Source organism: Arthrobacter sp. B2a2-09 (genome assembly GCF_027587375.1).
GTDB lineage: Bacteria > Actinomycetota > Actinomycetes > Actinomycetales > Micrococcaceae > Arthrobacter.
Genome location: NZ_JAMXIC010000002.1, coordinates 89,118 through 113,950, shown reverse-complemented (window position 1 = coordinate 113,950; position 24,833 = coordinate 89,118). Strand labels below are relative to the sequence as shown.

General features: G+C 67.0%; 23 protein-coding genes and 1 pseudogene. 17 read left to right on the top strand and 7 right to left on the bottom strand.

Going from position 1 to position 24,833, the window contains the following annotated elements; translation table 11 throughout:
* Positions 1–47 precede the first annotated feature (47 nt).
* From NFJ07_RS02630 to NFJ07_RS02610, 5 genes are read right to left on the bottom strand one after another with little or no spacing between them, the layout of a single operon-like run.
* Positions 48–1,238, bottom strand: a complete 1,191-nt coding sequence (locus NFJ07_RS02630; RefSeq protein ID WP_269992291.1) for an acetyl-CoA C-acetyltransferase — start codon at positions 1,236–1,238, stop codon at positions 48–50.
* Positions 1,235–3,379 (bottom strand): 3-hydroxyacyl-CoA dehydrogenase NAD-binding domain-containing protein, encoded by a 2,145-nt coding sequence (locus NFJ07_RS02625; protein WP_269992289.1) that lies wholly within the window; start codon positions 3,377–3,379, stop codon positions 1,235–1,237. Before NFJ07_RS02625 ends, NFJ07_RS02630 begins: the two co-directional genes overlap by 4 nt.
* A 16-nt stretch (positions 3,380–3,395) precedes the next feature.
* A complete protein-coding gene (locus NFJ07_RS02620; protein ID WP_269992288.1) occupies positions 3,396–4,559 on the bottom strand; it encodes an acyl-CoA dehydrogenase family protein in 1,164 nt (387 codons plus the stop codon).
* Positions 4,556–5,797 carry a CaiB/BaiF CoA transferase family protein gene (locus NFJ07_RS02615; protein ID WP_269992286.1) on the bottom strand — a complete coding sequence of 414 codons (1,242 nt, stop codon included), beginning with the start codon at positions 5,795–5,797 and terminating at the stop codon, positions 4,556–4,558. Before NFJ07_RS02615 ends, NFJ07_RS02620 begins: the two co-directional genes overlap by 4 nt.
* Before the next feature lie 33 nt (positions 5,798–5,830).
* Positions 5,831–7,213: an MFS transporter gene (locus NFJ07_RS02610; protein ID WP_269992284.1), complete on the bottom strand. Its 1,383-nt coding sequence runs from the start codon at positions 7,211–7,213 to the stop codon at positions 5,831–5,833.
* Between the two features lie 457 nt (positions 7,214–7,670).
* Between NFJ07_RS02610 and NFJ07_RS02605 the strand changes: the two genes are divergently transcribed.
* The 4 genes from NFJ07_RS02605 (at position 7,671) to NFJ07_RS02590 (ending at position 11,569) form a co-directional block, all read left to right on the top strand.
* Entirely contained in the window at positions 7,671–8,702 is a 1,032-nt protein-coding gene (locus tag NFJ07_RS02605) for a LacI family DNA-binding transcriptional regulator (RefSeq protein ID WP_269992283.1), read from the top strand.
* Positions 8,703–8,796: 94 nt separating this feature from the next.
* Positions 8,797–9,798, top strand: coding sequence for a VOC family protein (locus tag NFJ07_RS02600; protein WP_269992281.1), 1,002 nt, complete (start codon positions 8,797–8,799; stop codon positions 9,796–9,798).
* 60 nt (positions 9,799–9,858) lie between these two features.
* Positions 9,859–10,401 carry a carboxymuconolactone decarboxylase family protein gene (locus NFJ07_RS02595; RefSeq protein ID WP_269992280.1) on the top strand — a complete coding sequence of 181 codons (543 nt, stop codon included), beginning with the start codon at positions 9,859–9,861 and terminating at the stop codon, positions 10,399–10,401.
* A 58-nt stretch (positions 10,402–10,459) separates the two neighbouring features.
* Positions 10,460–11,569, top strand: coding sequence for an alcohol dehydrogenase catalytic domain-containing protein (locus NFJ07_RS02590; RefSeq protein ID WP_269992278.1), 1,110 nt, complete (start codon positions 10,460–10,462; stop codon positions 11,567–11,569).
* A 91-nt stretch (positions 11,570–11,660) separates the two neighbouring features.
* Here the strand turns inward: NFJ07_RS02590 and NFJ07_RS02585 are convergent, their stop codons facing one another.
* Positions 11,661–12,191 (bottom strand): cupin domain-containing protein, encoded by a 531-nt coding sequence (locus tag NFJ07_RS02585; protein WP_269992277.1) that lies wholly within the window; start codon positions 12,189–12,191, stop codon positions 11,661–11,663.
* Between the two features lie 156 nt (positions 12,192–12,347).
* On the opposite strand from NFJ07_RS02585, the gene NFJ07_RS02580 reads away from it, so the two are divergent.
* The 13 genes and pseudogenes from NFJ07_RS02580 to NFJ07_RS02520 all read left to right on the top strand — a co-directional run bounded on the left by NFJ07_RS02580 (position 12,348) and on the right by NFJ07_RS02520 (position 24,487).
* The gene (locus tag NFJ07_RS02580; RefSeq protein WP_269992275.1) at positions 12,348–13,430 is read left to right on the top strand and encodes a fumarylacetoacetate hydrolase family protein; all 1,083 of its coding nucleotides are present in this window, start codon (positions 12,348–12,350) and stop codon (positions 13,428–13,430) included.
* A complete protein-coding gene (locus NFJ07_RS02575) occupies positions 13,427–14,416 on the top strand; it encodes a C-terminal binding protein (RefSeq protein WP_269992273.1) in 990 nt (329 codons plus the stop codon). Before NFJ07_RS02580 ends, NFJ07_RS02575 begins: the two co-directional genes overlap by 4 nt.
* On the top strand, positions 14,413–15,717 hold the full coding sequence (gene eno / locus NFJ07_RS02570; RefSeq protein WP_269992272.1) for a phosphopyruvate hydratase: 1,305 nt from the start codon (positions 14,413–14,415) through the stop codon (positions 15,715–15,717). Before NFJ07_RS02575 ends, eno begins: the two co-directional genes overlap by 4 nt.
* The gene (locus tag NFJ07_RS02565; protein WP_269992269.1) at positions 15,714–16,775 is read left to right on the top strand and encodes a phosphotransferase family protein; all 1,062 of its coding nucleotides are present in this window, start codon (positions 15,714–15,716) and stop codon (positions 16,773–16,775) included. The genes eno and NFJ07_RS02565 overlap by 4 nt, the downstream gene beginning before the upstream one ends.
* Positions 16,772–17,710 carry a fumarylacetoacetate hydrolase family protein gene (locus NFJ07_RS02560; protein ID WP_269992267.1) on the top strand — a complete coding sequence of 313 codons (939 nt, stop codon included), beginning with the start codon at positions 16,772–16,774 and terminating at the stop codon, positions 17,708–17,710. The genes NFJ07_RS02565 and NFJ07_RS02560 overlap by 4 nt, the downstream gene beginning before the upstream one ends.
* 68 nt (positions 17,711–17,778) lie before the next feature.
* Positions 17,779–18,717: a quinone oxidoreductase family protein gene (locus NFJ07_RS02555; protein ID WP_269992266.1), complete on the top strand. Its 939-nt coding sequence runs from the start codon at positions 17,779–17,781 to the stop codon at positions 18,715–18,717.
* A gap of 31 nt (positions 18,718–18,748) precedes the next feature.
* Positions 18,749–18,976, top strand: a complete 228-nt coding sequence (locus tag NFJ07_RS02550; RefSeq protein WP_269992265.1) for a hypothetical protein — start codon at positions 18,749–18,751, stop codon at positions 18,974–18,976.
* A 123-nt stretch (positions 18,977–19,099) separates the two neighbouring features.
* Positions 19,100–19,240, top strand: coding sequence for a hypothetical protein (locus tag NFJ07_RS02545; RefSeq protein WP_269992264.1), 141 nt, complete (start codon positions 19,100–19,102; stop codon positions 19,238–19,240).
* A 170-nt stretch (positions 19,241–19,410) separates the two neighbouring features.
* Positions 19,411–19,665 carry a hypothetical protein gene (locus NFJ07_RS02540; RefSeq protein ID WP_269992262.1) on the top strand — a complete coding sequence of 85 codons (255 nt, stop codon included), beginning with the start codon at positions 19,411–19,413 and terminating at the stop codon, positions 19,663–19,665.
* A gap of 88 nt (positions 19,666–19,753) precedes the next feature.
* A complete protein-coding gene (locus NFJ07_RS02535) occupies positions 19,754–20,593 on the top strand; it encodes an IS5 family transposase (RefSeq protein WP_269992261.1) in 840 nt (279 codons plus the stop codon).
* Positions 20,594–20,986: 393 nt separating this feature from the next.
* Positions 20,987–21,511: a hypothetical protein gene (locus NFJ07_RS02530; protein ID WP_269992260.1), complete on the top strand. Its 525-nt coding sequence runs from the start codon at positions 20,987–20,989 to the stop codon at positions 21,509–21,511.
* The gene (locus tag NFJ07_RS02525; RefSeq protein ID WP_269992259.1) at positions 21,486–22,367 is read left to right on the top strand and encodes a DUF4158 domain-containing protein; all 882 of its coding nucleotides are present in this window, start codon (positions 21,486–21,488) and stop codon (positions 22,365–22,367) included. Before NFJ07_RS02530 ends, NFJ07_RS02525 begins: the two co-directional genes overlap by 26 nt.
* Positions 22,273–24,487 (top strand): annotated as a pseudogene (locus NFJ07_RS02520) (Tn3 family transposase). Before NFJ07_RS02525 ends, NFJ07_RS02520 begins: the two are co-directional and overlap by 95 nt.
* Positions 24,488–24,516: 29 nt before the next feature.
* Here NFJ07_RS02520 and NFJ07_RS02515 read toward each other — a convergent pair.
* Complete coding sequence (locus NFJ07_RS02515) at positions 24,517–24,708, bottom strand: hypothetical protein (RefSeq protein WP_269992258.1); 192 nt, start codon at positions 24,706–24,708, stop codon at positions 24,517–24,519.
* Positions 24,709–24,833: the final 125 nt, after the last annotated feature.

The window sequence follows — 24,833 nt, the reverse complement described above, 5'->3', positions numbered from 1 at the left end:
AGCGCCTACTGACTCATCTACTTAGGCGGAGCATCGGTCTGGTTGAGTCAACGTGACAGGAGCAGCGCTTCGCCCTGGCCGCCGCCGCCACACAGTGCTACCGCTGCCTTGCCGGTGCCGCGGCGCATGAGTTCGTACGCGGCGGCGACCACAACCCGCGCACCGGAGGCACCGAGAGGATGGCCAATCGCGATCGCTCCGCCGTTGACGTTGACTTTGTCCATGCCGATCCCGAGCTGTGCCGCCGAATGCAGGGCCACCGAGGCAAATGCCTCATTGATCTCCACGAAGTCCAGATCCTCCACGCTCCAGCCGGCCGTCTGGAGCGCCTTGCCGATGGCGCGGGCGGGTTTGTCCGGCAGCGAGGTGTCCGGGCCCGCTGTCTGTCCCGGGGCGCCGAGCACCGCCAGGATCTCGAGGCCGTGGGCGTCCGCATAGCCGCGGGTTGTCAGGACCGCGGCGGCCGCGCCGTCATTGAGGGGCGAAGCATTGCCGGCGGTAACCGTGCCGGTCGGGGAGAAAGCGGGCCTGAGCCTAGCGAGCGACTCCTCGTTGCTATCCGGACGTACGCCCTCGTCGGTGCCTGCCAGCTGGGGCTCGCCGCGGCGGCGCGGCACCTTGACCGGGACGATTTCCGCGTCGAAGAGCCCGGCGGCCTGGGCTGCAGCAGCGCGCTGGTGGGAGTCGGCGGCGGCTTTGTCCTGCTCGGCGCGGGAAATGCCCAGAGCGTCATTGGCACGGTCGGTGGCCAGGCCCATGGCCTCGTGATCGAAGGCGTCGGTGAGTCCGTCGTGAGCGGCCGAGTCAATCAGCATGGCGTCGCCGTAGAGGTGGCCGGTGCGGGAACCCGGCAGCAGGTGAGGGGCGTTGCTCATTGATTCCTGTCCACCGGCGACAACCACCGCGGCTTCACCGAGCCGCAGCAGCCGGTATGCGTCAATAATGGCACTGAGTCCGGACAGGCACACTTTGTTGACGGTGGCGGCGTGGGCGCTGAGCGGGATGCCTCCGGCGACGGCGGCCTGCCGGGCAGGATTCTGTCCAGCCCCGGCCTGGAGCACGTGTCCCATGATGACGGCGTCGACGGCATCGGGACGGATCTTGGCCCGGTCCAGGGCCGCGGCGATCGCGGCGGCGCCGAGCTCGACGGCGGACAACGGGGCCAGCTGCCCCATCAGCCTGCCCTGTGGCGTGCGGGCGGCTCCGACGATGACGACATCAGCATTGGTGGGTCTCATTTCTCTCCTCGGGCGGGACGGGCGGTTCGGGGCCGGGCTGGGACGGCCACGCGCAGCTCCGGATGGAAGGCGGTGCCTGCTTCCCGGTCCAGCAGTGGGGTCAGGCCGCCGGTGTGGAAGGGGTAGTTGGCGCCGAGGATCATGCACAGGTCGATCTGCTCGGGTCCGGCCACCACACCTTCGTCGAGCATGGCCGTGACTTCCTGGGCCAGTCCGGCCAGGATTCGCGCGCGGATGGCGCCGGCATCTGCCGGGTTGGACGCCGGCAGCAGGGCGGCCGCGGCAGGTGAGAGGCCGCCGTCGTCGTCCAGATAGCCGGGAAGCCCCGCGGCGACCAGCTTCGTGAGGCTGGTACTCACGGCGAACCGCTGCGGATACGCCCGTTGCATGGCCTCGCAGATATGCAGCTGCACGGCTGGGCCGATGAATTGCAGCAGTTGCAGCGGGGTCATGGGCAGGCCCAGCGGATCCAGCGAATGGTTCACGACGGCGGGATCGGCGCCGTCGTCGATCAGGGTGAGGATTTCGCTGAAGAGCCGGGTCAGCACGCGGTTCACCACGAAGCCTGCCGTGTCCGTGGCGAGAACGGCTGTCTTGCGCAGCCGCCGGGCCAGCTCGAACGCCGTCGCAAGCGTGGTTTCGTCCGTGTGTGGCGCGGTGATGATTTCCACCAATGGCAGCACGGCCACAGGGTTGAAGAAGTGGAAGCCGATCAGCCGCCCCGGGCGGGCAAGGTCGGCGCCCATGGCCTCGATGGACAGCGAGGAGGTGTTGGTCAGCAGCAGGGCGTCCGGCCGCAACAGCGGTTCAAGCTCGGCGAACACGGCGCGTTTGAGCTCCAGATCTTCGAAGACGGCCTCGATCACCACGTCGCAGTCCGCGAAGGCTGCTTTGTCTGTGCCTCCGGTGACCAGGGCGCGGACCGCCTCGGCATCGGCGGTCCCCAGGCTCCCGCGGCCCACGAGTTTGTCCAGTTGTCCGGCGGTCCACTCCAGTGCCTTGTCGATGCGCTCTTGGGACAGGTCCGTGATCCGCACCGGTACCCGCAGTTGCTGCGCGAGGACGAGGGCGAGCTGGCTGGCCATCAGCCCGGCACCCACGACGCCTACCGAGTGCACCGGCAACGGTGCCGCGGCCGGCCTGCCCGCGGGCTTCTTCGCCAACGACTGGGTGAGGTGGAAGGCGTAAATACCGGCACGGGCCTCATCGGAGAGCAGCAGCTCACCGAAAGCCCTGATCTCCGCCGCCCTTCCGGAGGTGGTGGCAGTGCCGGCGGTACCGGCGGGGGTGGCCGCCGCCGCGATCAGCTCCAGGGCGCGGTAGGGGGCGGGCGCGGCGCCGTTCAGGCGGACGTCGAGCTGGGCACGGACAGCCTCCACTGCGACGGAACCAACTACGACGGAGGGGTCCTGATCCGCGCTGCGGGCAGCGCGGGAAGGCGCCGCGGCCGTACCGGAGAGGATACCGACGGCGAAATCCAGCGATGCCGCCAGGAATCCGTCTTCCCGCAGTATGGCATCGACCAAGCCAAGCCCGGACGCGGCCCGGGCGGAGAGGTTCCTGCCCGCGAGTGAATCCGTGACCGCCAAACGGGCCGTCTGTGCGGGGCCGAGTAGCGCCAGTGTACGCGGGATGCCGCCCCAGCCAGGGACCAGACCGAGGCGGACCTCGGGAAAGCCCAGGGCCCGGACCGAGTCCGCGGCGGTGCGGTAGTCCGCATGCAGGGCAAGTTCCAGCCCGCCGCCCAACGCGGCCCCGTTGACGAACGCGAAGGTGGGCACCGGCAGCGCCGCCAGCCGGCCGAGCGCCGCCAGACCCCGGAGCGCCACGTCCTCGGCCTGCTCCGGGGTGGCAGCCTCCGTCATCGTCTTCAGGTCCGCACCGGCACAGAAAACCGGGCCTTTGCCGGTCACGGCCACCGCATCCACCCCGGACAAGTCCAGGGCGCGCACCGCGGCCTCGAACCCGGCGAGCGATGCCGGGCCCAGGGTCACGGGACGGTGGCCGGAGTTCTCCAGGGTCAGGACGGCAAAGCGGAAACCGGCATGGTCAAGATAGGCGGTACGGGTCTCGGTAACTGTTTCAGCGGCTGCGGCCCCGCGGCCCGGGACGGTTTCGCGCAAAGCCGGCTTCCCGGTCACGATGCTCCCCCGCATGCTACGAGAAGCTCGGGATGCCGGTGATCGCGCGCCCCATGATCAGCGTATGGATCTCGTCGGTGCCCTCATAGGTTCGCACGCTCTCGAGATTGTTGGCGTGCCGAAGGGGTGAGTGCTCGAGGGTGATCCCGTTTCCGCCGAGGATCGTGCGGGCGGAACGGCAGATCTCGATCGCCTGGCGGACGTTGTTGAGCTTGCCGAAGGAGATCTGCTCGGGACGCAGACGGCCGTCGTCTTTGAGCCGCCCAGTCTGGAGGGCCACGAGCGTTCCCTTCTGGATTTCCAGGACCATGTCCACCAGCTTCTGCTGGGTGAGCTGGAACGAGGCGAGCGGTTTGCCGAACTGCGTGCGCTGACTCGCGTAGGCCAAGACAGTCTCGTAAGCATCACGGGCGGCGCCCATGGCACCCCACATGATGCCGTACCTCGCTTCGTTGAGGCAGGAGAACGGACCACGGAGGCCGGCCACGCCCGGTAACGCGGCGCTGTCCGGTAGATGGACGTCCTCCATGGTGATATCGCACTGGATGGACGCACGCATCGACAGCTTCTCGGAGATCGGGGTGGCCGAGAACCCTGGCGTATCGGTCGGGACGACGAAGCCGCGGATGCCGTCCTCGGTGCAAGCCCAGATGATCGCAACATCGGCGATGGAGGCAAGACCGATCCAGCGTTTGGCTCCGTTCAGCACCCAACCTGACGCTTCACGCTCGGCCCGGGTGAGCATGTTGGCGGGGTCGCTGCCCGCAGTGGGCTCGGTGAGTCCGAAGCAGCCGATCAGCTCACCTGCGGCCATTCCAGGCAACCACCGCTGCTTGTGCTCCTCCGAACCGAACTTGGAGATTGCGCTCATGGCGAGCGAGCCCTGCACGGACACGAAGGTGCGGATGCCGGAGTCGCCGGCTTCAAGCTCCATGGCGGCGATCCCGTACTCGACGGCGCTGCGGCTGCCGCAACCGTACCCCTTCAGGTGCATGCCCAGCAGGCCGAGACTCCCTAATTCCTTGACCAGATCCTGGGGGAAGACCGCGTCTTCGTACCAGGACTTGATGTTGGGCCGGATCCGGTCGTCGACGAACTGGCGGACCTGGCTGCGCAGATCGATCTCCTGCTGGGTGAGCAGGGAGTCGATGTCGAGGTAGTCGGTGGCGAGGTCGGTCACTGGTGTGCTCCCATTGGCTGGTGGTTGAGGCTGCTGTGGCGGTGTTGCGGAGGTTCGTTGGTGGTCGGGCTGTGAAGCCAGGCGCGCACTTCTTCGGCGTGCTGCCCGAGCCGTGGTGGCCGACGATCGTAGGTGACTGGCGTTTCGGACAGTGTGATCGGGTTGGCGGCCAAGTCAACGCTGTCCTGGCCGGCCCCCACGGCGACGCGGGCGTTGAGGCCCAGCTCGCTGGCCATCGCGAAGGCACCGGCGATGTCGTTGACGGGGCCGCAGGGGACTCCGCGGGCCGACAGGACCCGGTACCAATGCTCGGCGGGATGCTCGATGGTCCGCGCCGTGATGGCCTGATCGAGTTCGTCGATGTGGGCGACACGGGCCGGGTTGCTCGCGAAACGTGGATCGTTCGCCGCCTCGGGGATTCCGAGTTCCTCACACATCAAGGCGAACTGCCGGTCGTTCCCGACCGCGATGACGACCGGCCGGTCGGAAGCCGGGAACAGCTGATAGGGCGCGATCGAAGGGTGCCTGTTCCCCAGGATGCCCGGGACCGCGCCTCCGGCGGTGTAACCGACGCTCTGGTTGACCATGCTGGACAGCAAGGTACTGAGCAGGTTGACCTCAACGAGTTGGCCCCGGCCGGTTGTCTCCCGTGCACGCAGCGCGGCCAGAACGCCAATGGCGGCGTGCAGGCCGGTCAGCACGTCGACCAGGGCGACGCCGGCCTTGACCGGTTCACCCGGGCCCGGGCCGGTCACGCTCATCAGTCCTCCCACGGCCTGCACCAGCAGGTCGTAGCCGGGCAAAGCCGCGGCGGCCTCCTTCGAGCCGAACCCGGTGATCGAGCAATACACCAACTGCGGGTTGATCGCGGCAACCTGCTCGTAGGACAACCCGTGCCGTGCCATCGTGCCCGGACGGAAGTTCTCGATCAGCACGTCAGCGCGCCGAATCAGCTCGATCAGGTCGTCGTGGTCTGCCGGGTCGGACATGTCCGCCGTGAATGATCGCTTGTTGCGGTTCACCGACAAGAAGTACGTCGCCTCGTGATCATGGGTGAACGGTGGACCCCACTGGCGGGTGTCGTCACCAAGACCCGGACGCTCTATCTTGATCACGTCGGCGCCAAGGTCACCGAACAACATTGTCGCGTAGGGTGCGGCGAGTACCCGGCTGAAGTCGGCAACGACGATCCCGGTCAGCGCGCCGAGAGCGCGATCATGCGAACTGGCGTCAGGCACTTGGTTCTCCTTCCGTTGTGATCACGACGGTGATCAATGCGTGGCCGCCCGGGCTGCGTTGTTGAACAGTGATGTCCGCACGATCAGCATGATCGCGGCCGCCACCAGGGGCAGCACGGTGACCTGCAGCAGGCCGGCTCCCTGCCAGCCAAGCATCGGGACCAGCGCCGCGAACAGCAGCCCGGAGAAGGCGGCCGATCCGTAGTAGCAGGTGACGAACAGGCCGGCGGCTCTCCCGACCTGGTGCGGTCGGACCGCCCGCTGGATCGCGCTGTTGGTGTTGGGGAAGAAGACACCGGTACCGAACACACCCATCAGGCAGGCGAAGACGCACTGCCAGACGAACGAGGCCTGCACCACGTAGATCAGCACACCGATCACCGCCATCACGACCAGGGAAATGATCAAAAGGATCCGCTGGTTGATCCGGTCGCCTATCCAGCCCCCGAACAGGCCGGCCAGTCCTCCCAGGCCCACGAAGCTGAGCGCCAGCGCGGACTGACCGGTGGACACGTGAAGTTGAGTGGTCAGGAAGGTCGGATACAGACCAAGAAACCCGTAGAGAGCGAGGGCGCCGCAGCCGGAGGCAGCGGCAATCGCCAAGGAGTTGCGGTTGTAGGCTTTGGCCGGCATGTAGTCGTAGGAACCTTCGACGCCGGTCAAGCTGATCGCCCGCTCGGTGAACTTGCGGCTGACGGTCAACGCGGCCACCAAAGCGACCAGCAGGCCGAGCAGCCCGAAGATGATGAACGGGGACCGCCACGATCCGAACTGGCCGGTGAACGTGACACCGAGCGGCGGACCGAATATGGCACCCAGTCCGAACGCGAAGCCCAAGACCCCCAGGGCGAGGCCGCGACGGTTGTGGAAAAACGCGCCGACAGCGGCGAAAAGGGCCGCGGCCTGCATCCCCTCACCCAGCCCCGAGATGATCCGGTAGAGGGCCATGTCGCCCCACGAGGACGCCAGCGGGGTAGCCAGGGTTCCTAGGGAGTAGATCACGATGCTGAACACCAGGACGGTTTTGCGCGAGAACCGCTCGACCAGGAACCCGGCGGGGATGCCCGCGACCGCCATCCCGAGGGTGAAGATCGTGGCCAGCAGTCCACCGGACTGCAGGGTGAACCCGTACTCGTTGCTGATCGTGGTCAGCAGGGGCGGGAAGACCTGCCGGTCCATCGCATTGAGCATGAACGTGAACGCCAGCACCCCGAGCGAGACGGCGGCGACGGCCTTGGTGGCTTTGCCTTCGGGGTTGTTCTTCACCCGGGATGGCGCCGGGCTGGCGGGGATCGCGTCCACGGAGATCGCATCCATAGGCTCGGGGTACGTGGGTACGGCGTGCTCAACGGCGGAACCGACTACACCGGCTGCACGGGGGGTCCGGCTGGCACCGGAAGGGATCGGGTGGGACATCATTGTCTCCTAGTTGAGAGGGGATTGTGTTCGCATGGCTGAGGATCGAGCACTGATGTGATCGGGGCCGACCTCGCGCCGGCACACCGGCCGGGTTGTCCGAAGCACGTCCTCGAAGGGTGGAACGGGTGTGCGCTGCGTACTTGTGCTAACGATAGCATGCCGTAAGCCAGGGTCAAGAGGGATCTTTCCGAAGGTCCTGACAACGTCCGGCGGCAGCTGGACAAGGGGATGCCCGGACTTACCGCTATCCCTCAAAGGGCGGGAATCGCAGTATTCCGGGTGAGCCGGCCCGCCCCGGCCGTGACACCAAGGCCCCGGCACCTTCTTGACCGCGCCCAAAACCGTGCTATCGTTAGCACTGGAATGACGGGTCGGCTCGGATTGCATCAGTGCCCGGTCCTAGGCCATTCGCCGTATACGATGATCAGCTAACAGACTTGCGTCAGGAGGAACGATGGTCACGACAAAGGATATCGCTGCACACCTGCAGCTGTCGGTCTCCACCGTCGGACGGGCGCTGGTCGACGACACCCGCATCAGTGAGCAGACCAAGGCCCGCGTCCGTCAGGCGGCCTCCGAGCTGGGCTACGTGGGCAACCACGCGGCCCGGATGATGCGGGGCGCCCCGAGCAATGTCGTGGGGCTGGTCATCCCCGACATCCGCAACAGCTTCTACTTCACCATCGCCCACGAGCTGTCCGCGATCATGGCCGCCGAGGACTACCAGCTGATGCTGGCCGAGACGTTCGACGATCGCCTCATCGAGCGCCGCCACCTGCGCGAGCTGTCCGCCAGCCGCGCGGCGGGCGTGGTGATCGCACCGACCCCGAGCCCACACGGTGACTCGGTCAACCTGCTGCGGGGCATGCCGCATGTCCAGCTGCTGCGCAGGCACGCGTCATTGGGCGCGCAGTGGTTCGGTCTCGATGATCACCGGGCCCTGCACGATGCCACGACGCATCTGCTCGATCTCGGCCATACCCGGATCGCCTACATCGGTGCTCCGGCTGACCTGCCGACCGGCCGGGAGCGACTCGAGGGCTACCGCCAGGCGCTCCGTGACCGGGGAGTTTCGCCACGCTCCAACCAGGTCGAACTTGGCGCCCCGGCCTCGCCCGAGCATGCTCGCGAGGCGGTGCGTCAGTTGCTGAACCGGCCGAGCCCGCCGACCGCTGTCGTCCTTGGGTCCGTCCTGCACACCGTCGGCGCCTTGGATGGCTTGCTGGAAATGGGCGTCGACGTTCCCACCGAGCTGTCCGTTGTCGGCTTCGGCGATCAGAGCGGGTTCTCCTGGTGGGGACCCGGACTCACCACTATCAGTCTCCCCATCGGCGACGTGGCCACCTCCTGCGGACTCTGGTTCATCCGCCGACTCAACAACCCGCCGACCGGCAACGATCCTTACGAGTCGGTGTCGGTGGGTTGGCTCGTACGGCGCGGCAGCACCGCTGCACCGCCGGCGGCGACGCGCCAGCGTTCCGCCTGAACCGCACTACCCAACAACAGATGCACGCCTGCGAGCGTACCAAAACAAAAAATTGCTAACGATAGCACCACCCTTGTGCCCATTGGAGGACATCTTGCTACCACCGGTCGATCTGCGCCCACCGTTCAACATCAGCCGAACCAGCCACCTGCGACTAAACGTCGCCGACCTGGCGGCGAGTCGCGACTTCTACACCAAGGTCCTCGGCCTTGTGGTTAGCGAGGAGGACGAGTCGACGGTCTACCTGCGCGGCCTGGCCGAGGCCTGTCACCACAGCCTCGTGCTGGAGAAAACCCGCGACGGCGGCACGGCCCGCCGGATCGGATTCCGCGTTTTCTTCGAGGAGGACCTGGACGAGGCCTACCGCTACTTCCGCGACCGCGAACTCCCTGCCGAGTGGGTGCAAATGCCGCACCAGGGCCGCACGCTGCACGTGTCCGATCCGGTCGGGACGCCGCTGGAGCTGTGCGCCACGATGGAGACCCGGCCCCGGCTGCACATCAATTTCGAGCAGTACCAGGGGGCCCGCGCCCAGCGGCTGGACCACTTCCAGCTGCTCACACCCGACGTCTATGAGTTGTGTGCGTTCTACAGCGCCCTGGGGTTCCGCAACTCGGAGTACCTGGAGCACGGCGACGAGCTGATCGGTGCCTTCATGTACCGCAAGGGCACCTGCCTGGACCTGGCCATGGTGACCGGCGACGGTCCCAGTCTGCACCATTTCGCCTACACCGTCTCCGAGAGCCATGACATCTTCACCGCCTGTGACTTCGCCGGCATCATGGGCTACGGAGACGGGGTCGAACGCGGCCCGGGCCGGCACGGGCCGGGCGGGATGCTCTTCGCCTACCTTCGCGATCCGGACGGCCACCGTGTGGAGGTCTTCAACAGCCACTACCAGACCATCGACATCGAGACCGAGCCGGTGCGCTGGGACGCCGAAGCGGTCAGCACCAACGCTCGCTGGGGACTCCCTGCCCTGGAGAAGTGGTACTTCGAGGCCTCGGCCTTCGTCGACATCCCCCTGAAGTCCCCGGCCGTTCCTCCTGCGCCAATGACGCTGGAGAAGTTCCTGGCCAACCCCCAACCCCGCTGAAGCCCGACCCTGCTGAAGCCCAGCCCCGCTGACCCCCAACCTGACTGGAGTATATACATCATGTCCCGAGTCCCCTCCCTGTCCCGCGACGACGCCGCTTCGGTCCACCAGCAGCCGCTGTGGAACCGCCTCGAGGCCGAGCGCAAGGTACCTACCGCCAACATCTTCCGTGCACTGGCGAACGCCCCGGTCCTGCTCGACGCATTCCTGTCCTACGCCAACGCCTTGCGTGACGGCTCACAGCTGAGCCCGAAGCTGCGCGAGCTGGCGATCTTGTCGGTCGGCCACACCACCGGCTCGGAGTACGAGATCGCCCACCACCAGTCCCACGGCCACAAGGCCGGACTCACCGACGAGCAGCTTGCCGCCGTTGCTGACGGCGAGAGCTCGGAGCTGTTCGACGACGGCGAACGTGCCGTAATTGCCCTCGCGCGCGAGTCAACCACCAAAGTGCAGGTGTCCGACGCCACCTGGGCAGCCGCGGCCGGGCACCTCGACGACCAGCAGATGGTGGAGCTCGCGCTGACCATCGCCTGGTACAACTCCGGCGTACGGATCATGGGCCTGCTCGACATCGAGCTTGAGGAGAGCTACCGCAAGTAGCTCCCCCACGGACCCACTCCCCCACAACGACAACCCTTTTCCTAGAAGGAGCCCGTCAATGGCGACGATGCGCGCAGCCCGGCTGCACAAGATCGGCGAACCCATGTCGATTGACACCATCGAGGTACCCAAGCCCCGAGCTACAGACGTACTGGTCAGGGTCAAGGCCGTCGGCATTGTGCCGAACATGGCCAACGTGATCAACAACTGGCCAACCTGGTTCCCCCACCAGCCCATCCCTGCTTTCCCGGCGATCTTCGGGCTCGATCCCAGCGGCGTGGTGGAGGAGGTCGGAGAGTCGGTCATCAACGTCAAGCCCGGTGACCGTGTGTACGTGAGCCCGATGCGTTCGTGCGGCAGCTGCTACGCCTGCTCCGCGGGCACCCCCAGCCGCTGCCGCTACTACACCCTCAACGGGTACTTCAGCACCTCTCGCGACGGCCAGCGGATCTTCGATCTCTACCCCTACGGCGGGTTCAGCGAGTTCATGACCGCGCCGCAGCAGGCTCTGGTCAAGATCCCTGACAATCTGCCGTTCGAACTTGCCGCCCGTTTCGGCTACATCGGCACCGCCTACGGGGCGCTCCGTCTGGCCGGCGCCGGACCGGGAACCGTGGCCTTAATCGACGGCATCACCGGCACGCTCGGCGTGGCATCGACTGTGCTCTGCTTGAGCATGGGCGTGGCCAAGATCCTGGGCACCGGCCGCAACGAGGAGCTGCTTGAACGGGTGAAAGCCCTCTCACCGCGCAGGATCGAGGTCTTGAAGCTTGGAGAGCAGTCGACCGCGGAGTGGACCAAAGCCCGGACTCGTGGCGACGGAGCCCACTTTGTGATCAGCGCTCTCGGGGCCCGAGCCGACGCGGCTACCATGGTCGACTCCATGCACGGAGTCCGGCGCGGCGGCCGCGTGGTCAACGTCGGGGGGGTCGCCGACGAGGTCCCGGTCGACATGAAATGGCTGATGGACGAGCAGGTGCAGATCATCGGCTCGAACTGGTTCACCGCGGCCCAAGGTCAGGAAATGGCCGACATGATCGAGACCGGCACCCTCGACCTTAAGTACCTGGAGACCGAGGCGTTCCCATTGTCGGAGGTCAACACCGCAATCTCCGGACGGCTGAAGGATCCGCGCGGCGGCTTCAGCAACTACGTCGTCACCCTCTGACGACACGGACAGTCTGACGACAGTCAAGCACGGACGACGGCGGTGGCCGGCAGATCTGCCGGCCACCGCCGTCGTTCCCCATCACAAGGAGTTAGGCGCCGACGCCGGTGAGCACGAATGCCACCGTCGCCGGCGCCTTCGTCTTGTTCCGCCAGGCATGCCGGGCGGCGAGCTGCACGACAGTGTCGCCGGGCGTCAGCCGCACCTGCGCGCCGTCGTCCAGCTCGAGCCACACCTCCCCTTCCAGCACCACCCCGTAGTCGACGCTGCGGGTGCGGTGCATCCCGTCCGGCTCGAACACCTCAGCCAGATCCGGCGCGTAGGTGGCCAGCTCCTGACCGGCCGCGGCCGGATCGAAATCCGGGCTCTTCACCACGGAGTCGGGGGCGTAACGCACGATCACGAAGCTTGCACCGCCGGGGCCAGGGACCACCGGGCCGTGATTGTCGGTGGGCTCCGCGTCGGGTGGCATGGTCGACGGCGCCCCGGGGGTGAACCAGACCCGGATCTGAGCCTGCCCCGGCATGGTCTCGAAGTCGTGGCTGTGGGGTACCGCCCCGTCCGAGACGAACACCGACTTCCCCGCGCCGTCCGTGCCGGTGACTACTCTTCGTACTGTCACTTCGGTTCCTCTCAACGAATTTATGCGATCGTTAGCACTATCCCTCGACCAGACTGCCCTGTCAATGGGCCACCCTGTGAGCCGCCCCTGACAACGCGGGCGAGCCTGCAGCTCGAGAGGGGTGAAATCCCAAACCCGCTATGCTATCGTTAGCACATGCTTGAAGATGACGGCAGACAAGCCGACCTTGCCCCCACGGGGATCGTGTTGGCCCAGACAGCTCACGCGGTGGAGACGACGGCGGTCTGGCTGGTCCATCGCGACCGCGCCCTCCCACTGCGGACCTGGGCGGCGGACTGGGCGTGCGCAAGGTTCGCCTCAATCACCGAACTAATCCGGCAGTGGGGCGCCCACCACGCCGAGCTTCGACGACTGACCGAGTCTCCACAGACTGCCGAGGCGATCGCCGAGCACGGCCTGCCGGCCGGCACGCTGCTGTTTGAGGCACCGCTGCGGCCCGCACAGCTGTTCTGCACCATCGGCAACTATCGGCGGCAAGCCATCGAGGCTGCCGTCGACGGCGCTGACCCGGGCGACGCCGATCGCGTGCGCGCCGCCATGGCGCAGGCTTTGATGCAGCGACGCCGCGACGGCAGCCCCTACATCTGTCTGACCAGCATCGACCGGGTCGGCACCCCTCTGGGTGAACTGGAGCTGGATCCGGACGTGGACACCCTGGACTGGGAGGTCGAGATCGGTGCCGTCATCGGCGGGTCCGGCTCCCGGCTAACACCGTCCGAGGCGCACGCTGCCATCGCCGGCTACTGCGTGGTCAATGACCTGACGATCCGCTCCCGCGTCATCCGGCCGGACCTGCCCGCCCTAGGCAGCGACTGGTTGCAGTGCAAGAGCTTGCGGGGATCACTCCCTCTCGGACCGTGGTTCGTTCCCGCTTGGCAGGTCCCCGACCCCTCCGGCCTGCGGCTGCGGCTGTCGCTCAACGACACACTCATGCAAGATGACACCGCCGACGACATGGTGTTCAGCATTCCCGAACAGCTCTCGTACCTGTCCCAACACATCCGGCTTCGCCCCGGCGACCTGCTGTGCACCGGCTCCCCCGCCGGATTCGGCCTCCACCACGGCCGCTTTCTGCGCGCCGGAGACACCGTCAAGGCGTCGGTGACCGGGCTCGGCGAACAGATCACGCGGTGCGTGGACCAGACATTCCATCAAAACCGATCCTCACCAAACCCGGCCGTTCCAGACCGGACCACGAAAAAGGAGCACGCGTCATGACCCCACAGCAGACCGTCCTGCTGACCGACCGGGCCTGGCCCGACGACAGCATCGAACGAGGCATCCTCGAAGGCGCCGGCTTCCGCCTCGTCGTCGGCCCGGCCGACCCGGCACCGGTCGAGACCATCGACGCCCTGGTCGCCGAACACCAGCCCGCCGCCATCCTCACCTGCTGGGCCACCGTGTCCGCTAAAGCGATCGTGTCCTCGGCCCCGCTGCGCGTCGTCGCTCGGATGGGGGTGGGCCTGGACAACATCGCAGTGTCCGCCGCCACCGATTGCGGTGTGCAGGTCACAAACGTCCCGGACTACTGCGTCGCGGAGGTCTCCGATCACGCCGTCGGGCTGGCCTTGGCCTGGACCCGCGGCCTGGTCGCCGCCGACCGCGAGGTCCGTGCCGGCAGATGGAACCCCGCCGGGGTGCGGCTACGGCGCCTGTCCACCCTGACCTGCGGTGTCGTCGGATACGGCCGGATCGGCAGAGCCACTGCGGCCAAGCTGCGGGCGCTCGGAGCCCGCGTCGTGATCAGCGACCCGCACCCTCCGGCCGACACCGGCGGCATCGAGGTAATGCCCCTTGACGGCCTCCTCGCCGCCAGCGATATTGTCGTCCTGCACGCGCCGCTGATGCCGCACACCCATCATTTGATCGGCGAACGGGAGCTAGCTCTGTTGCCGACGGGCGCCTTCGTGATCAACGTCAGCCGCGGCGGACTGATCGACACGGACGCCCTGCTCGCCTCCCTGCAAACCGGGCATCTCGGCGGAGCAGGCCTGGACGTCTTGGAAGAGGAGCCGACGGTTCCCGCCGAGCTTTTGGCCCACCCCGGGGTGATCGTCACCCCGCACATCGCCTTCGCCTCCGACGCGTCGGTCATCGACTTGCGCCGCAGCGCCGCCGAGGAAGTCGTCCGCGTCCTGCACGGCGAACCAGCTCGCTACCCCTGCAACACCCCGTCCCCCCTGACCACAGGAGTGTCCTCTTGAGCACCATCCGCACCGTTCACGGCCGCCAGATCTTCGACTCCCGCGGCCGCCCGACCGTCGAGGTCGACATCGTCCTCGACACCGGCGCCATGGCCCGCGCCTCCGTGCCCTCCGGAGCCTCAACCGGCACCCACGAGGCCCACGAGCTGCGCGACGGCGACCGGTCGGTGTTCGACGGCCTCGGCGTCACCGCCGCAGTCGACCACGTGAACGGCGAGATCGCAACCGCGCTGCGCAGCCTCGACGTGGAAGACCAGCGGACCATCGATGAGCGACTGCGGGACTTGGACGGGACCCCTACGCTGTCGCGGCTCGGCGCCAACGCCATCCTCGGCACCTCACTGGCGGTCTGCCGCGCCTCCGCCGCGGCCAGGGGGCTGCCGCTGTACCGGCGGATCGCCCAGCTCGCCGACGTCGACGAGCCGGTGCTGCCCATGCCGATGGTCAACATCCTTTCCGGCGGCCTCCACGCCGGCCGCGGCATGGACGTCCAGGATTTCCTGGCCGTACCGGTCGCGGCCACCTCCACACTCGAAGCGATCCAGCTCACCTCCCGCGTCCGGGCAGCTGCCGCCACCCTCTGCGCGGAACGGGGACTGCCGACCCTGCTGGCCGACGAGGGCGGCCTGAGCCCGGCCTGCCGCACCAGCGAGGAAGCCCTCGAGCTGATCACCCAATCCATCGAGGCCGCAGGTCTTCAGCCCGGCACCGACATCGCCATCGCCATCGACGTCGCAGCGACCTCCCTGTACGACAGCAACGCCGGTGACTACCACCTGCGCCGGCAGGAACGGCATCTCAGCACCGCCGAGATGATCGACATGGTGTCGTCCTGGGTCGACCGCTTCGCGATCGTCTCGATCGAGGACCCGCTCGACGAGGAGGACTGGGAAGGCTGGCAGGCGCTGACCAAGCGCCTGGGACATCGGATCAGGTTGATCGGCGACGATCTGTTCACCACCAACAGCCAACGGCTCGCCAAGGGCATCGCCCGCGGCGTTGCCAACGGCGTCCTGGTCAAGGTCAACCAGAACGGCACACTGACCGGCACCCTCGACGTGGTCGCCGAGGCGCGCGCCGCCGGCTACGCCCCGGTGGTGTCAGCCCGATCCGGGGAGACCGAGGACGACTTCCTGGCCGACCTCGCTGTCGGGACCGCGTCCGGGCAGATCAAGATCGGGTCCGTGCGGAACTCCGAGCGACTGGCCAAATACAACCAGCTGGTGCGCATCGCCGAAGACTCCACCCTGGGCTTCAGTAATCTGCCCATGCTGGCCCCGTCCGCGGTGTCTGTCCAGTGAGCGGCGCCGAGCCCGAAGCCCGCGTGCAGGATTTCCTGCTCCGCCACGGACTGATGCGGCCATCGGAGACTGCGATACTGACCCCCCTGACCGGTGGCGTGAGCTCGGACCTTTGGCAGGTGGACCTCCCGGGTCGCACCCTCTGCGTGAAGGGAGCGCTGGCGCAGCTGAAGGTCGCGCAGGAGTGGCTCGCGCCCACCTCCCGCAACCGGGTCGAGTACGAGTGGCTGCTGTTCGCCGGCACCGTCGCTCCCACGCAGGTCCCGCAGGTGTTCGCCTACGACGAGCAGGCCGGACTGTTCGCGATGCAATTCCTCCCGCCCAAGGACTACCCGGTCTGGAAGGCCCAGCTCCTTGGCGGGCACGTCGACCCGGCCGTCGCGCACGCCGTCGGCGACCTGGTCGGCAGGCTGCACGCAGCGAGCGCCAAGAACCCCTCTGCCCAGGGCACGTTCGCCACCGACGACAACTTCTACGCCCTACGCATCGAGCCGTACTTCCGGGTCACCGCCCGGGCGAATCCCGACCTGGCCGACCGGATCGAGGGGCTCGCCGCGGTGACCGCGGGCACGCACCTGGCGGTGGTGCACGGTGACGTCAGCCCCAAGAACATTCTTCTCGGTCCGCACGGTCCGGTTTTGCTCGACGCCGAGTGCGGCTGGTTCGGTGACCCGGCGTTCGATCTCGCGTTCTGCCTGAACCACCTGCTGCTCAAGGCGATCATTCTGCCGGACCACACTGAGCGGCTGTACCGCTCCGCCCGCCTGCTGCTGGACAGCTACGCCCGACACATCGACTGGGAACTGCCGGCGGACCTGATGGGACGCGTCGCGGCTCTTGTGCCGCTGCTCGCGCTGGCCCGCGTCGACGGCGCCTCCCCGGTGGAGTACCTGTCACCCCCGCAACGCGATCAGGTGCGCGCCCTCGCCCGGGACCTGATGTCTCGGCCCACCGGGACCATCGAAGCGATCGTCGACGGCTGGATGTTGACGGTCAGTGCGGCCACCGCTGGCACGACACAAATCAACACGGCGCAAATCAAGGAGCAGACCCCGTGACGTTCTCACTGTCCACCGTCCGGATCGATGGAACGCCCACCCCCGTGATCCGACTCCCTGACGGCCCCCTGTACCGGCTCGCCGACCTCGCCCCCGAGATACTGGCTACCGATCCGGCAGCCGGGCTGATGACCGTCTTCGCCAACTGGGAAACCGCCGAGCCCGTACTATTCGCAGCCGTCGAAGCCCTCTCGAGCAGTGCAGTCGGTCCGGTCGACGAGCCGACCGAGCCTGAGGACTGGCTCACCCCGCTGCGATACCCGAACAAGGTCATCTGCACCGGCGCCAACTACTACGACCACGTCATTAACGATGGTGGCCACACGGGCTTCTCGAAAGAGGACAACATCCCGGTCTTCTTCCTCAAACCGCCCACCACCACCCTCGTCGGCCAGGGCCGATCCGTCCACTACCCCACCCAGACCGAGAAGTTCGACTACGAGCTCGAACTGGCATTCGTCATCGGCCGACGCGGCCGGCACATTCCGGTGGACCGGGCCCGTGAGCACATCGCCGGCTACACGATCGCTCTGGATCTCTCTGCCCGCGACTGGCAGCGCCACCCCAAGCACCTCGTCAGGTTCGACCTTTTCGGTGGCAAGGTCTTCGACGACAGCTGTCCGCTCGGGCCCGGCATCGTGCCTGCCCGCTTCATCGACGACACCAACCTGCAGCTGCAGTTCTGGCTCAACGGCGAACTCCGACAGAACGCCAACACCTCCGACCTGATCTGGCCGGTGCCCGAGCTGGTCTCCCGGATCAGCGAGCACGTAACTCTCGAACCGGGCGACATTGTGCTCACCGGCACCCCCGCCGGGGTCGGACTCAGCACCGGGACCTGGATGCACGTCGGCGACCAGCTCAATGGGCAGATCAGCGGCCTCGGATCGATCAGCGTCCAGATCATCTCCGCCGACACCGACCGGCCGAGCTGACCCTCCCCGCCGGCGCACATCACCGAGTGCGGACCGCCCACACCAAGCCAGACACGAAGGAGCACACCATGAAAGCAGCCGTTCTGACCCAAACCGGAACTAAGCCCGTCTACGCAGATTTTCCCGATCCCCAGCCCGGCACCGGACATGTCGTCGTCGACGTCACCGCGGCCGGCGTCCACCATCTTGACCTGGCCAAGGCCTCCGGCGCCTATGGCGACCCGGGCACTCTACCGTACGTGATCGGGGCCGACGGCGTAGGCCGGACCGCCACCGGCCGCCGGGTCTTCTTCACCTCACCGGTGGCGCCCCACGGCACCTGGGCCGAGCGCACGCTCGTCGCCGAGCACGACCTGCTCGACCTCGCCGACGGCGTCGACGACATTACCGCGGCCGCGCTCGGCAACACCGGACTGGCCGCCTGGCTTGCCCTCACCTGGCGCGCGGACCTTCAGCCCGGCCAGAACGTGTTGGTGCTCGGCGCGACCGGCGCTCTCGGATCGGTCGCCGTCCAGCTCGCCAAAGCCCTCGGCGCGGCCAAGGTGGTCGCCGCCGACCGGGACCCCGAGCGGCTCGCCCGCTCCCGCGAGCACGGCGCCGACGCCACGGTGACGATTTCACCGGACACGGACCTGGCGGGCGCCTTCCGCGACGCCTCCGGTGGCCACGGCTTCGATATCATCATCGACCCGGTCTGGGGCGACCCGGCCCTCGCGGCTATGCACGTCGCCGCACGGGGCGCCCGTCACATCCAGATCGGCCAATCCGCCGCCGCAACCATCGAGCTGCCCGCCAGCATCGTCCGAGGAGCACGCCTGGAGCTCCTCGGGTTCGCCCACGTCGACCCGCCGGTCCACGTCCGCCGAGACGCTTACCTGAAACTAACCGAGCTCGCCGCCACCGGCGCACTGACCGTCGACACGACTCCGCTCCCGCTCGCCGACTGCCAGCGGGCTTGGGAGCTGCAGCAGCAAGGCGCCCCCCGCAAGCTCGTCTTAACCCCTTAACCCCATAACCCCGATCAGAAGAAGAAACACAATGATTGACCAGAAGATGAGTTATGCCGTAAAGGTCAGGATCGCCCATCGCAAGGAGCTCGAGAACAAGCTCGACCGGGCCGTCGTGGGAGCAATTCGGGAAGCTCTCAAGGAGCCCGGGCGCGGCGTGCTGGTGACCCGACATGACCACCAGACGTTCACCGTGGAGCTTTCCCACGAGGTTCCACACGGGACCATCTCCGAATTAGCCCTCTACCCATCCGTCTGAGAGCCCGTAGAGGAAAAAGACACCTCCACACAATCCACGGTGCGCTCACTCACTTAACACACACCGCATGTCTCGCGGACCCATCGAGTGCTCCGTTCTACGTGCATCTATCAAGGAGACGCGATGTCCGATTCACGCATTGAGGAAAACAAGGAAGATACCGACGAACTGTCCGTGAGGGCCCTGCTCGAGGAAGAGTTCAGAGCCGTGTTTGGTGGCATCACGCCGGTCGCCACTGCCTGGGCCGGCCTGACATTCAGCTGACCCCCGCACGTCAATCCAGACGCGCGGCGCCCGGCGTCGGAATCCTGCACGGCAGCGAACACCGGCGCCAGGATTTCTAGTCAGGAGTCTGCAAAGTTAATCTTCTGGTCGGGGTGGTGCGGGTCGTTCGCCACTGGCAAATGCGGTGAGGCGGTCGAGCATCTCCTCGTTTGTCAGTAACTTCCGGCGTCCTTCGTCCCGCCGACGTGCAGGTTCCGATCGTGTGCGGCGGCCGCCTGATTTCCCCCGGGGACGTCATCGTCGCCGACGATGACGGTGTCTGCGTAGTCAGGCGCGAGGACGCGCCCACTGTGCTCGACGCGGCCATGCGCCGAGAGGCCGATGAGGAGCAGAAACGCACGCTCTACGCCCAGGGCGACTTAAGAGGTTCCGCCGTTTGGTGGCGGGTCGGTGTGCGTCATTAAGCAGCGGGGGCACGTCATTAACGGACAAAGCAGGCACGAATCCTGTTAAACACGGATTGTCTAGAAACGCGTTTAGCTCAGGAAGTTCGTGCCTGCCCTCCCATCATCCGTCATGAAACCGCTCTGGGCCCAATTCGAGGCCCTGATCCCACCCGTACGCCGCGAGCACCCGCTGGGGTGCCACCGGCCCCGGATCCCGGATCACATCGTCTTCGGGAAACTCGTCCAGGTCCTGGTGCTCGGTGCAGCCTACGAGAAAATCGCCGACACCACCTGTTCGGCCACCACGATCCGGCGCCGGCGCGACGAGTGGATCGCCGCGGGCGTCTTCGAGGACCTCGAACAGATCTGCCTTCAGGCCTACGACCGCATCGTGGGGATCGAGTTCGAGGACCTCGCCGTGGACGGGTGCCTGGTCAAGGCCCCCTGCGGCGGCGAGGCCGCGGGCCGGTCCCCGGTGGACCGCGGAAAACAAGGCACCAAACGCTCCGTCCTGGTAGACGGGAAAGGCATCCCGCTCGGTGTCGTGGTGGCCCCGGCGAACCGACACGACTCACCACTGCTGCGACCAACCCTGGAAAAGCTGTGCCGGTTCGGGTTCCACCTGCCCACCACCATCACGGTGCACCTGGACGCCGGCTACGACTCCCGCAAGACCCGCGAGCTGCTCGCCGAACTCGGGTGCACCGCCGAGATCGCCACCAAAGGCAAGCCGGCACCGATCCAAGTAGGCAAACGCTGGGTCGTCGAACGCACCAACTCCTGGCACAACCGCGGCTTCAGGAAACTGGCCATCTGCACCGAACGACGCACCGCCGTGATCAACGCGCTGATCGGACTAGCCAACAGCATCATCGTCATCCGCAGAATCATCCGCGAAGCCTGGACCACCCACCGCTGGGACACCAGACCAAACCGCAGACCCTGACCAATCGGCGGATCCTCTAAGTCTTGACCTTCAGGACGGTATGCGCGCGCGTCTGGAAGCCAAGGGACTGCGATACCTGCCCTAGACACCGCAGGAGCTGGCCTGCAGGTGGGAGGTTGCGTGCTGTGTCGTTGTGGCTGCAATGCAGCGGCAGGCGCCGGTAGCATCCGAGGATGGAACCCACAGACGCGCAAATCCGTGTCCATTTCGGCAGGAACCTGGCGGACAAGGGGGCCTGGCGGCAGGCCACCACCCTTATCGCCACGGGAGAACTGACGGCACGCTGACTCGAACGGACGAGCGAGTACCAGGCGGCCACCTTCACAACCCGCTACGACGACGAAACGGGTCCGATCGCGGGCGAACTGGCCAGCCTCAACAGGAACGGACTGGGTGCTGCGCGGGCCCAACGGAGCCTCCGCCGGCCGGGCGTCCTCGTTCCCTTCCCCCGCCTCTCTGGACTCGCTGCCGCGGAATCCGAAAACGCTCCTGGAGGACACCTACAAAAAGACTGCCAGGCAGGGCCAGTCGGTTGAGGGCCAGGCACTGGTGTTCATCGCAGACCTCCTGCGCACGGGAGTCGTGCCGGGCGAACTCAGAGCCGCACTGTATAAGGCAGCAGCCCTGATACCTGGGGTGACAGTGACCGATGAACAAGCCGCCCTTGATGGGTACAAGGGCATAGCCATCGGCCGGGTCGAGAACGCTTCGCACATCCCCCAGGACATCATCATCGATCCCAAAACCGGGATGCCGATCGGTGAACGCCAGGTTCTCACTGAACCACTCGGGGAAGTGCCCGCAGGTCGCCGTAGTATCGGCCGAAAATCGGGCGGATATGGCTGGGGTAGGCTTCTGAGCTGGGAATTTGTGGGCTCGTTGGAGGTCGTTCTTGGCTACGCAGGTGCTCTCGGATGAAGAGCTCGATCGGCTTCGGGGGTTTCCGGAGATCGGCAGGGACGAGCTGTACCGGTTCTTCACTCTGACCCCGGCGGATGTCGCGTTCCTCGACCCGGGCCGGGGGCGCGGGCCGGGTGACCGGCTCGGCTTGGCGGTGGCATTGTGCACGTTGCCGTGGCTGGGGTTCGTTCCGGACAAGGTGTCTTGCGCCCCGCCCGTGGCGGTGGCCCGGCTGGCTGAGCAGCTCGGCGTCGACCCCGACGAGTTGCGGTCGTACGGGCGGCGGGCAAAGACCCGGACCGAGCACCTGCGGCTGGTCGCGAAATATCTGGGCTGGCGGCTGCCCACCACGATGGAATTCAAGGAGCTGGACGAGTTCCTGCTGGCCCGGGCGTTGGAGCACGACTCGCCGACCTTGCTGTTCCGGCTGGGATGTGAGTACTTGATCTCGGCACGGGTGCTCAGGCCCGGGCCGGTGACCGTGCTCGAACGGGTCGGGCATGCTCGCACCGAGGCGCAGCGGGAGACGTTCGACCGCCTGGCGGCCGAGTTTACCGACGCCCGGTGCACCGCGCTGGACGCGCTGCTGGTGACCGACCCCGGGATCGGCATGACCCGGTTGCGGTGGCTGTCGACAGGCCCCGTCGAGGCATCCCCGGCCGCGGTGAAAGCCGAGGTCGCCAAGCTGGAATTCCTGCGCGGCCTGGGCGCGGACACCCTCGACTTGTCGGGTGCTTCCGGCCGAGCGGCGTCGATTCCTTACCACGGTCGGGCGCCGGTTGACCGCACAGGCGCTGGAACGACGCGATCCGCAACGCCGCTACCCGATCCTGCTTACGGCGCTGGGACAGTCGGCTACCGATGTGCTCGATGAGGTCGTGCAGCTCTTTGACCAGGCCGTCTCCGCACGGGAAAGCAAGGCCGGGCGGACGATGCGCGACGCACTGGCCGAACGGGGCAAAGCCGGGGAGGACCGGCAGGCCCTGCTGGCCATCATCACCGACCCGGCCGTGCCCGATGAGCAGATCGGCGGGTTGATCCGTGGCGACCGGATCGGGTGGCCCCGCCTGCGGGCCGCGGTGGCGCAGGCCGTTCCGCGGTTGCCGCGCGATTACGGGCACCTGGCGGCTTTGGACGGCTCCTACGGGTATCTGCGGCAGTTCACCCCGCAGGTCCTGGCAGCGGTGACGTTCGCCGGCGGCACCGCCGCGGCCGGACTGCTCGATGCTGTGGATATCCTGCGCGGACTCAACGCCACCGGCGCCCGCCGCGTCCCTGCCGATGCGCCGGCCGGGTTCGTGCCCGCGCGGTGGCGCGGCTACCTGGAGACCGCGGCCGCGTCCGGCAACACCAGCGCCTACCGGCACTACTGGGAGCTGTGCACGCTGCTGGCCCTGCGCGACGGACTGCGCAGCGGGGATGTGTTCGTGCCGGGCTCGCGCCGCTACTCCGACCCGGCCGCCTACCTGCTCACCCCGGAAAAGTGGGGGTTGCAGCGCACGGAGTTCTGTCAGCTGGTGGGCAAGGCCGCCGACCCCGCGCGTGCGCTGGCCGCGGCCGAGGACGAACTGGGCGAGGCGCTCGGGCAGCTTGAGGTGGTCCTAGCCGCCGGAGACGGACCGGTGCGCCTGGACGAGGACGGTGATCTGGTGATCTCGCCGCTGTCGGCAGAGGACGTGCCGGCCGAGGCGACGGTGTTAAAGGCGGAGCTGACCCAGATGCTGCCGTTCGCGCCGATCGTGTCGTTGCTGATCGAGCTCGACAAGCGCATCGGCTACCTGGACTGCTTCACGCACGCCGGGGGCAAGCAGGCCCGTAGCCCGGAGTTGAAGCGGAACCTGATCGCAGTGCTGATCAGCAACTCCACCAACCTCGGACTCACGCGGATGGCTGACGCGTGCGGGATCTCCTACGACGTGTTGGCCTGGACCGCCGAGTGGTACGTCCGGGAGGAGACGCTGCGCGCAGCGAACCTGGCGCTCATCGACTACCACCAACGGCTGCCGCTGGCCCCGGTGTTCGGCACCGGCACCCTGTCCTCATCCGACGGCCAGCGCTTCCCGACCCGCGGCAAGTCCATCACCGCCAGGGCCCTGAGCAGGTATTTCGCGAACGAAGGGCTCTCAACGTACACGCACGTAACCGACCAGCACACCACCCACGGCACGAAGGTCATCGTCGCCACGAAACGCGAGGCCCATTACGTTCTCGATGAAATCCTGGGGAACGCAACCGACATTCCCATCACCGAGCACGCAACGGACACGCACGGGGTGACGCTGGTCAACTTCGCCCTGTTCGACCTGCTCGGACTCCAGCTCTCGCCCCGCATCCGGGATTTGGGCAAGATCACCCTCACCCGCATGGGATCCCGCCCGCAGGCCGATGCCGGATACCCGAACGCCGGGCCGCTGCTGACACGCAAACTGAACACCGGCCTGATCACCGAGCACTACGATGATCTGCTGCGCCTGGCCGGGTCGCTGAAATTCGGGCACGCCACCTCGTCCCTGCTGGTCGGCAAGCTCTCCGCCTCCGGCAGGCAGAACGCGCTGGCGGCGGCCCTGAAAGAGTACGGGGCGCTGCCGGACCATCTACGCCGCCCGCTACCTGGCCGACCCTGCCTACCGGCGCAAGATCTCCCGGCAGTTGAACAAGGGAGAGTCCCTCCACGCACTCAAACGGGACCTGCTCTACGCGCACGAGGGCGCCATCCGGGCCCGGCACCTGGAGCAGCAGAGCGAGCAGGCATGGTCGCTGACCTTGGTCACGAACGCCGTCGTCGCGTGGACCACGGAGTACTACGGCCTGGCCGTCGAGTCGATGCGGACTGCGGGGCGGCGCATTGATGACGAGCTGCTGACCCATATCTCCCCGGCACACAGCGAGAACATCAACTTCTTCGGATCCATCGACGTCGACATCGAAGGTGAGCTGGCCCAACTCGGGCCCACAGGCTACCGGCCGTTGCGGCTGCGCGACACGTTATTCTGACATGCGGGGTCGTGGGGCGGTGCGGGCGTTCAGTCGGTGTCGGGGCGGGTGGCGAGGATGTAGTCGGCCGCGGCAGGTCCGGTCATGGCCAGGCCGCTGTGGTGGACATCGATGCGGCGGCGGCGCATGGCAACCCGGAATTCGGTGTCCGGTATCGGGTTTATTTTGTGGAGCAGGCACCAGCTGATGTACAGGCCGTAGAAGCTCTCCGGGCCCACCAAGCTGGGCCGCCTCGGGATCCCGGATGGTTGCTTCGCTGAGGAATTGTTGAAAGTGCGAGGTAACCATGGCTCACCCTTTCTGAACATCACTTGTTGCAATCGTGTACCGGATTCCTGCGAACCGC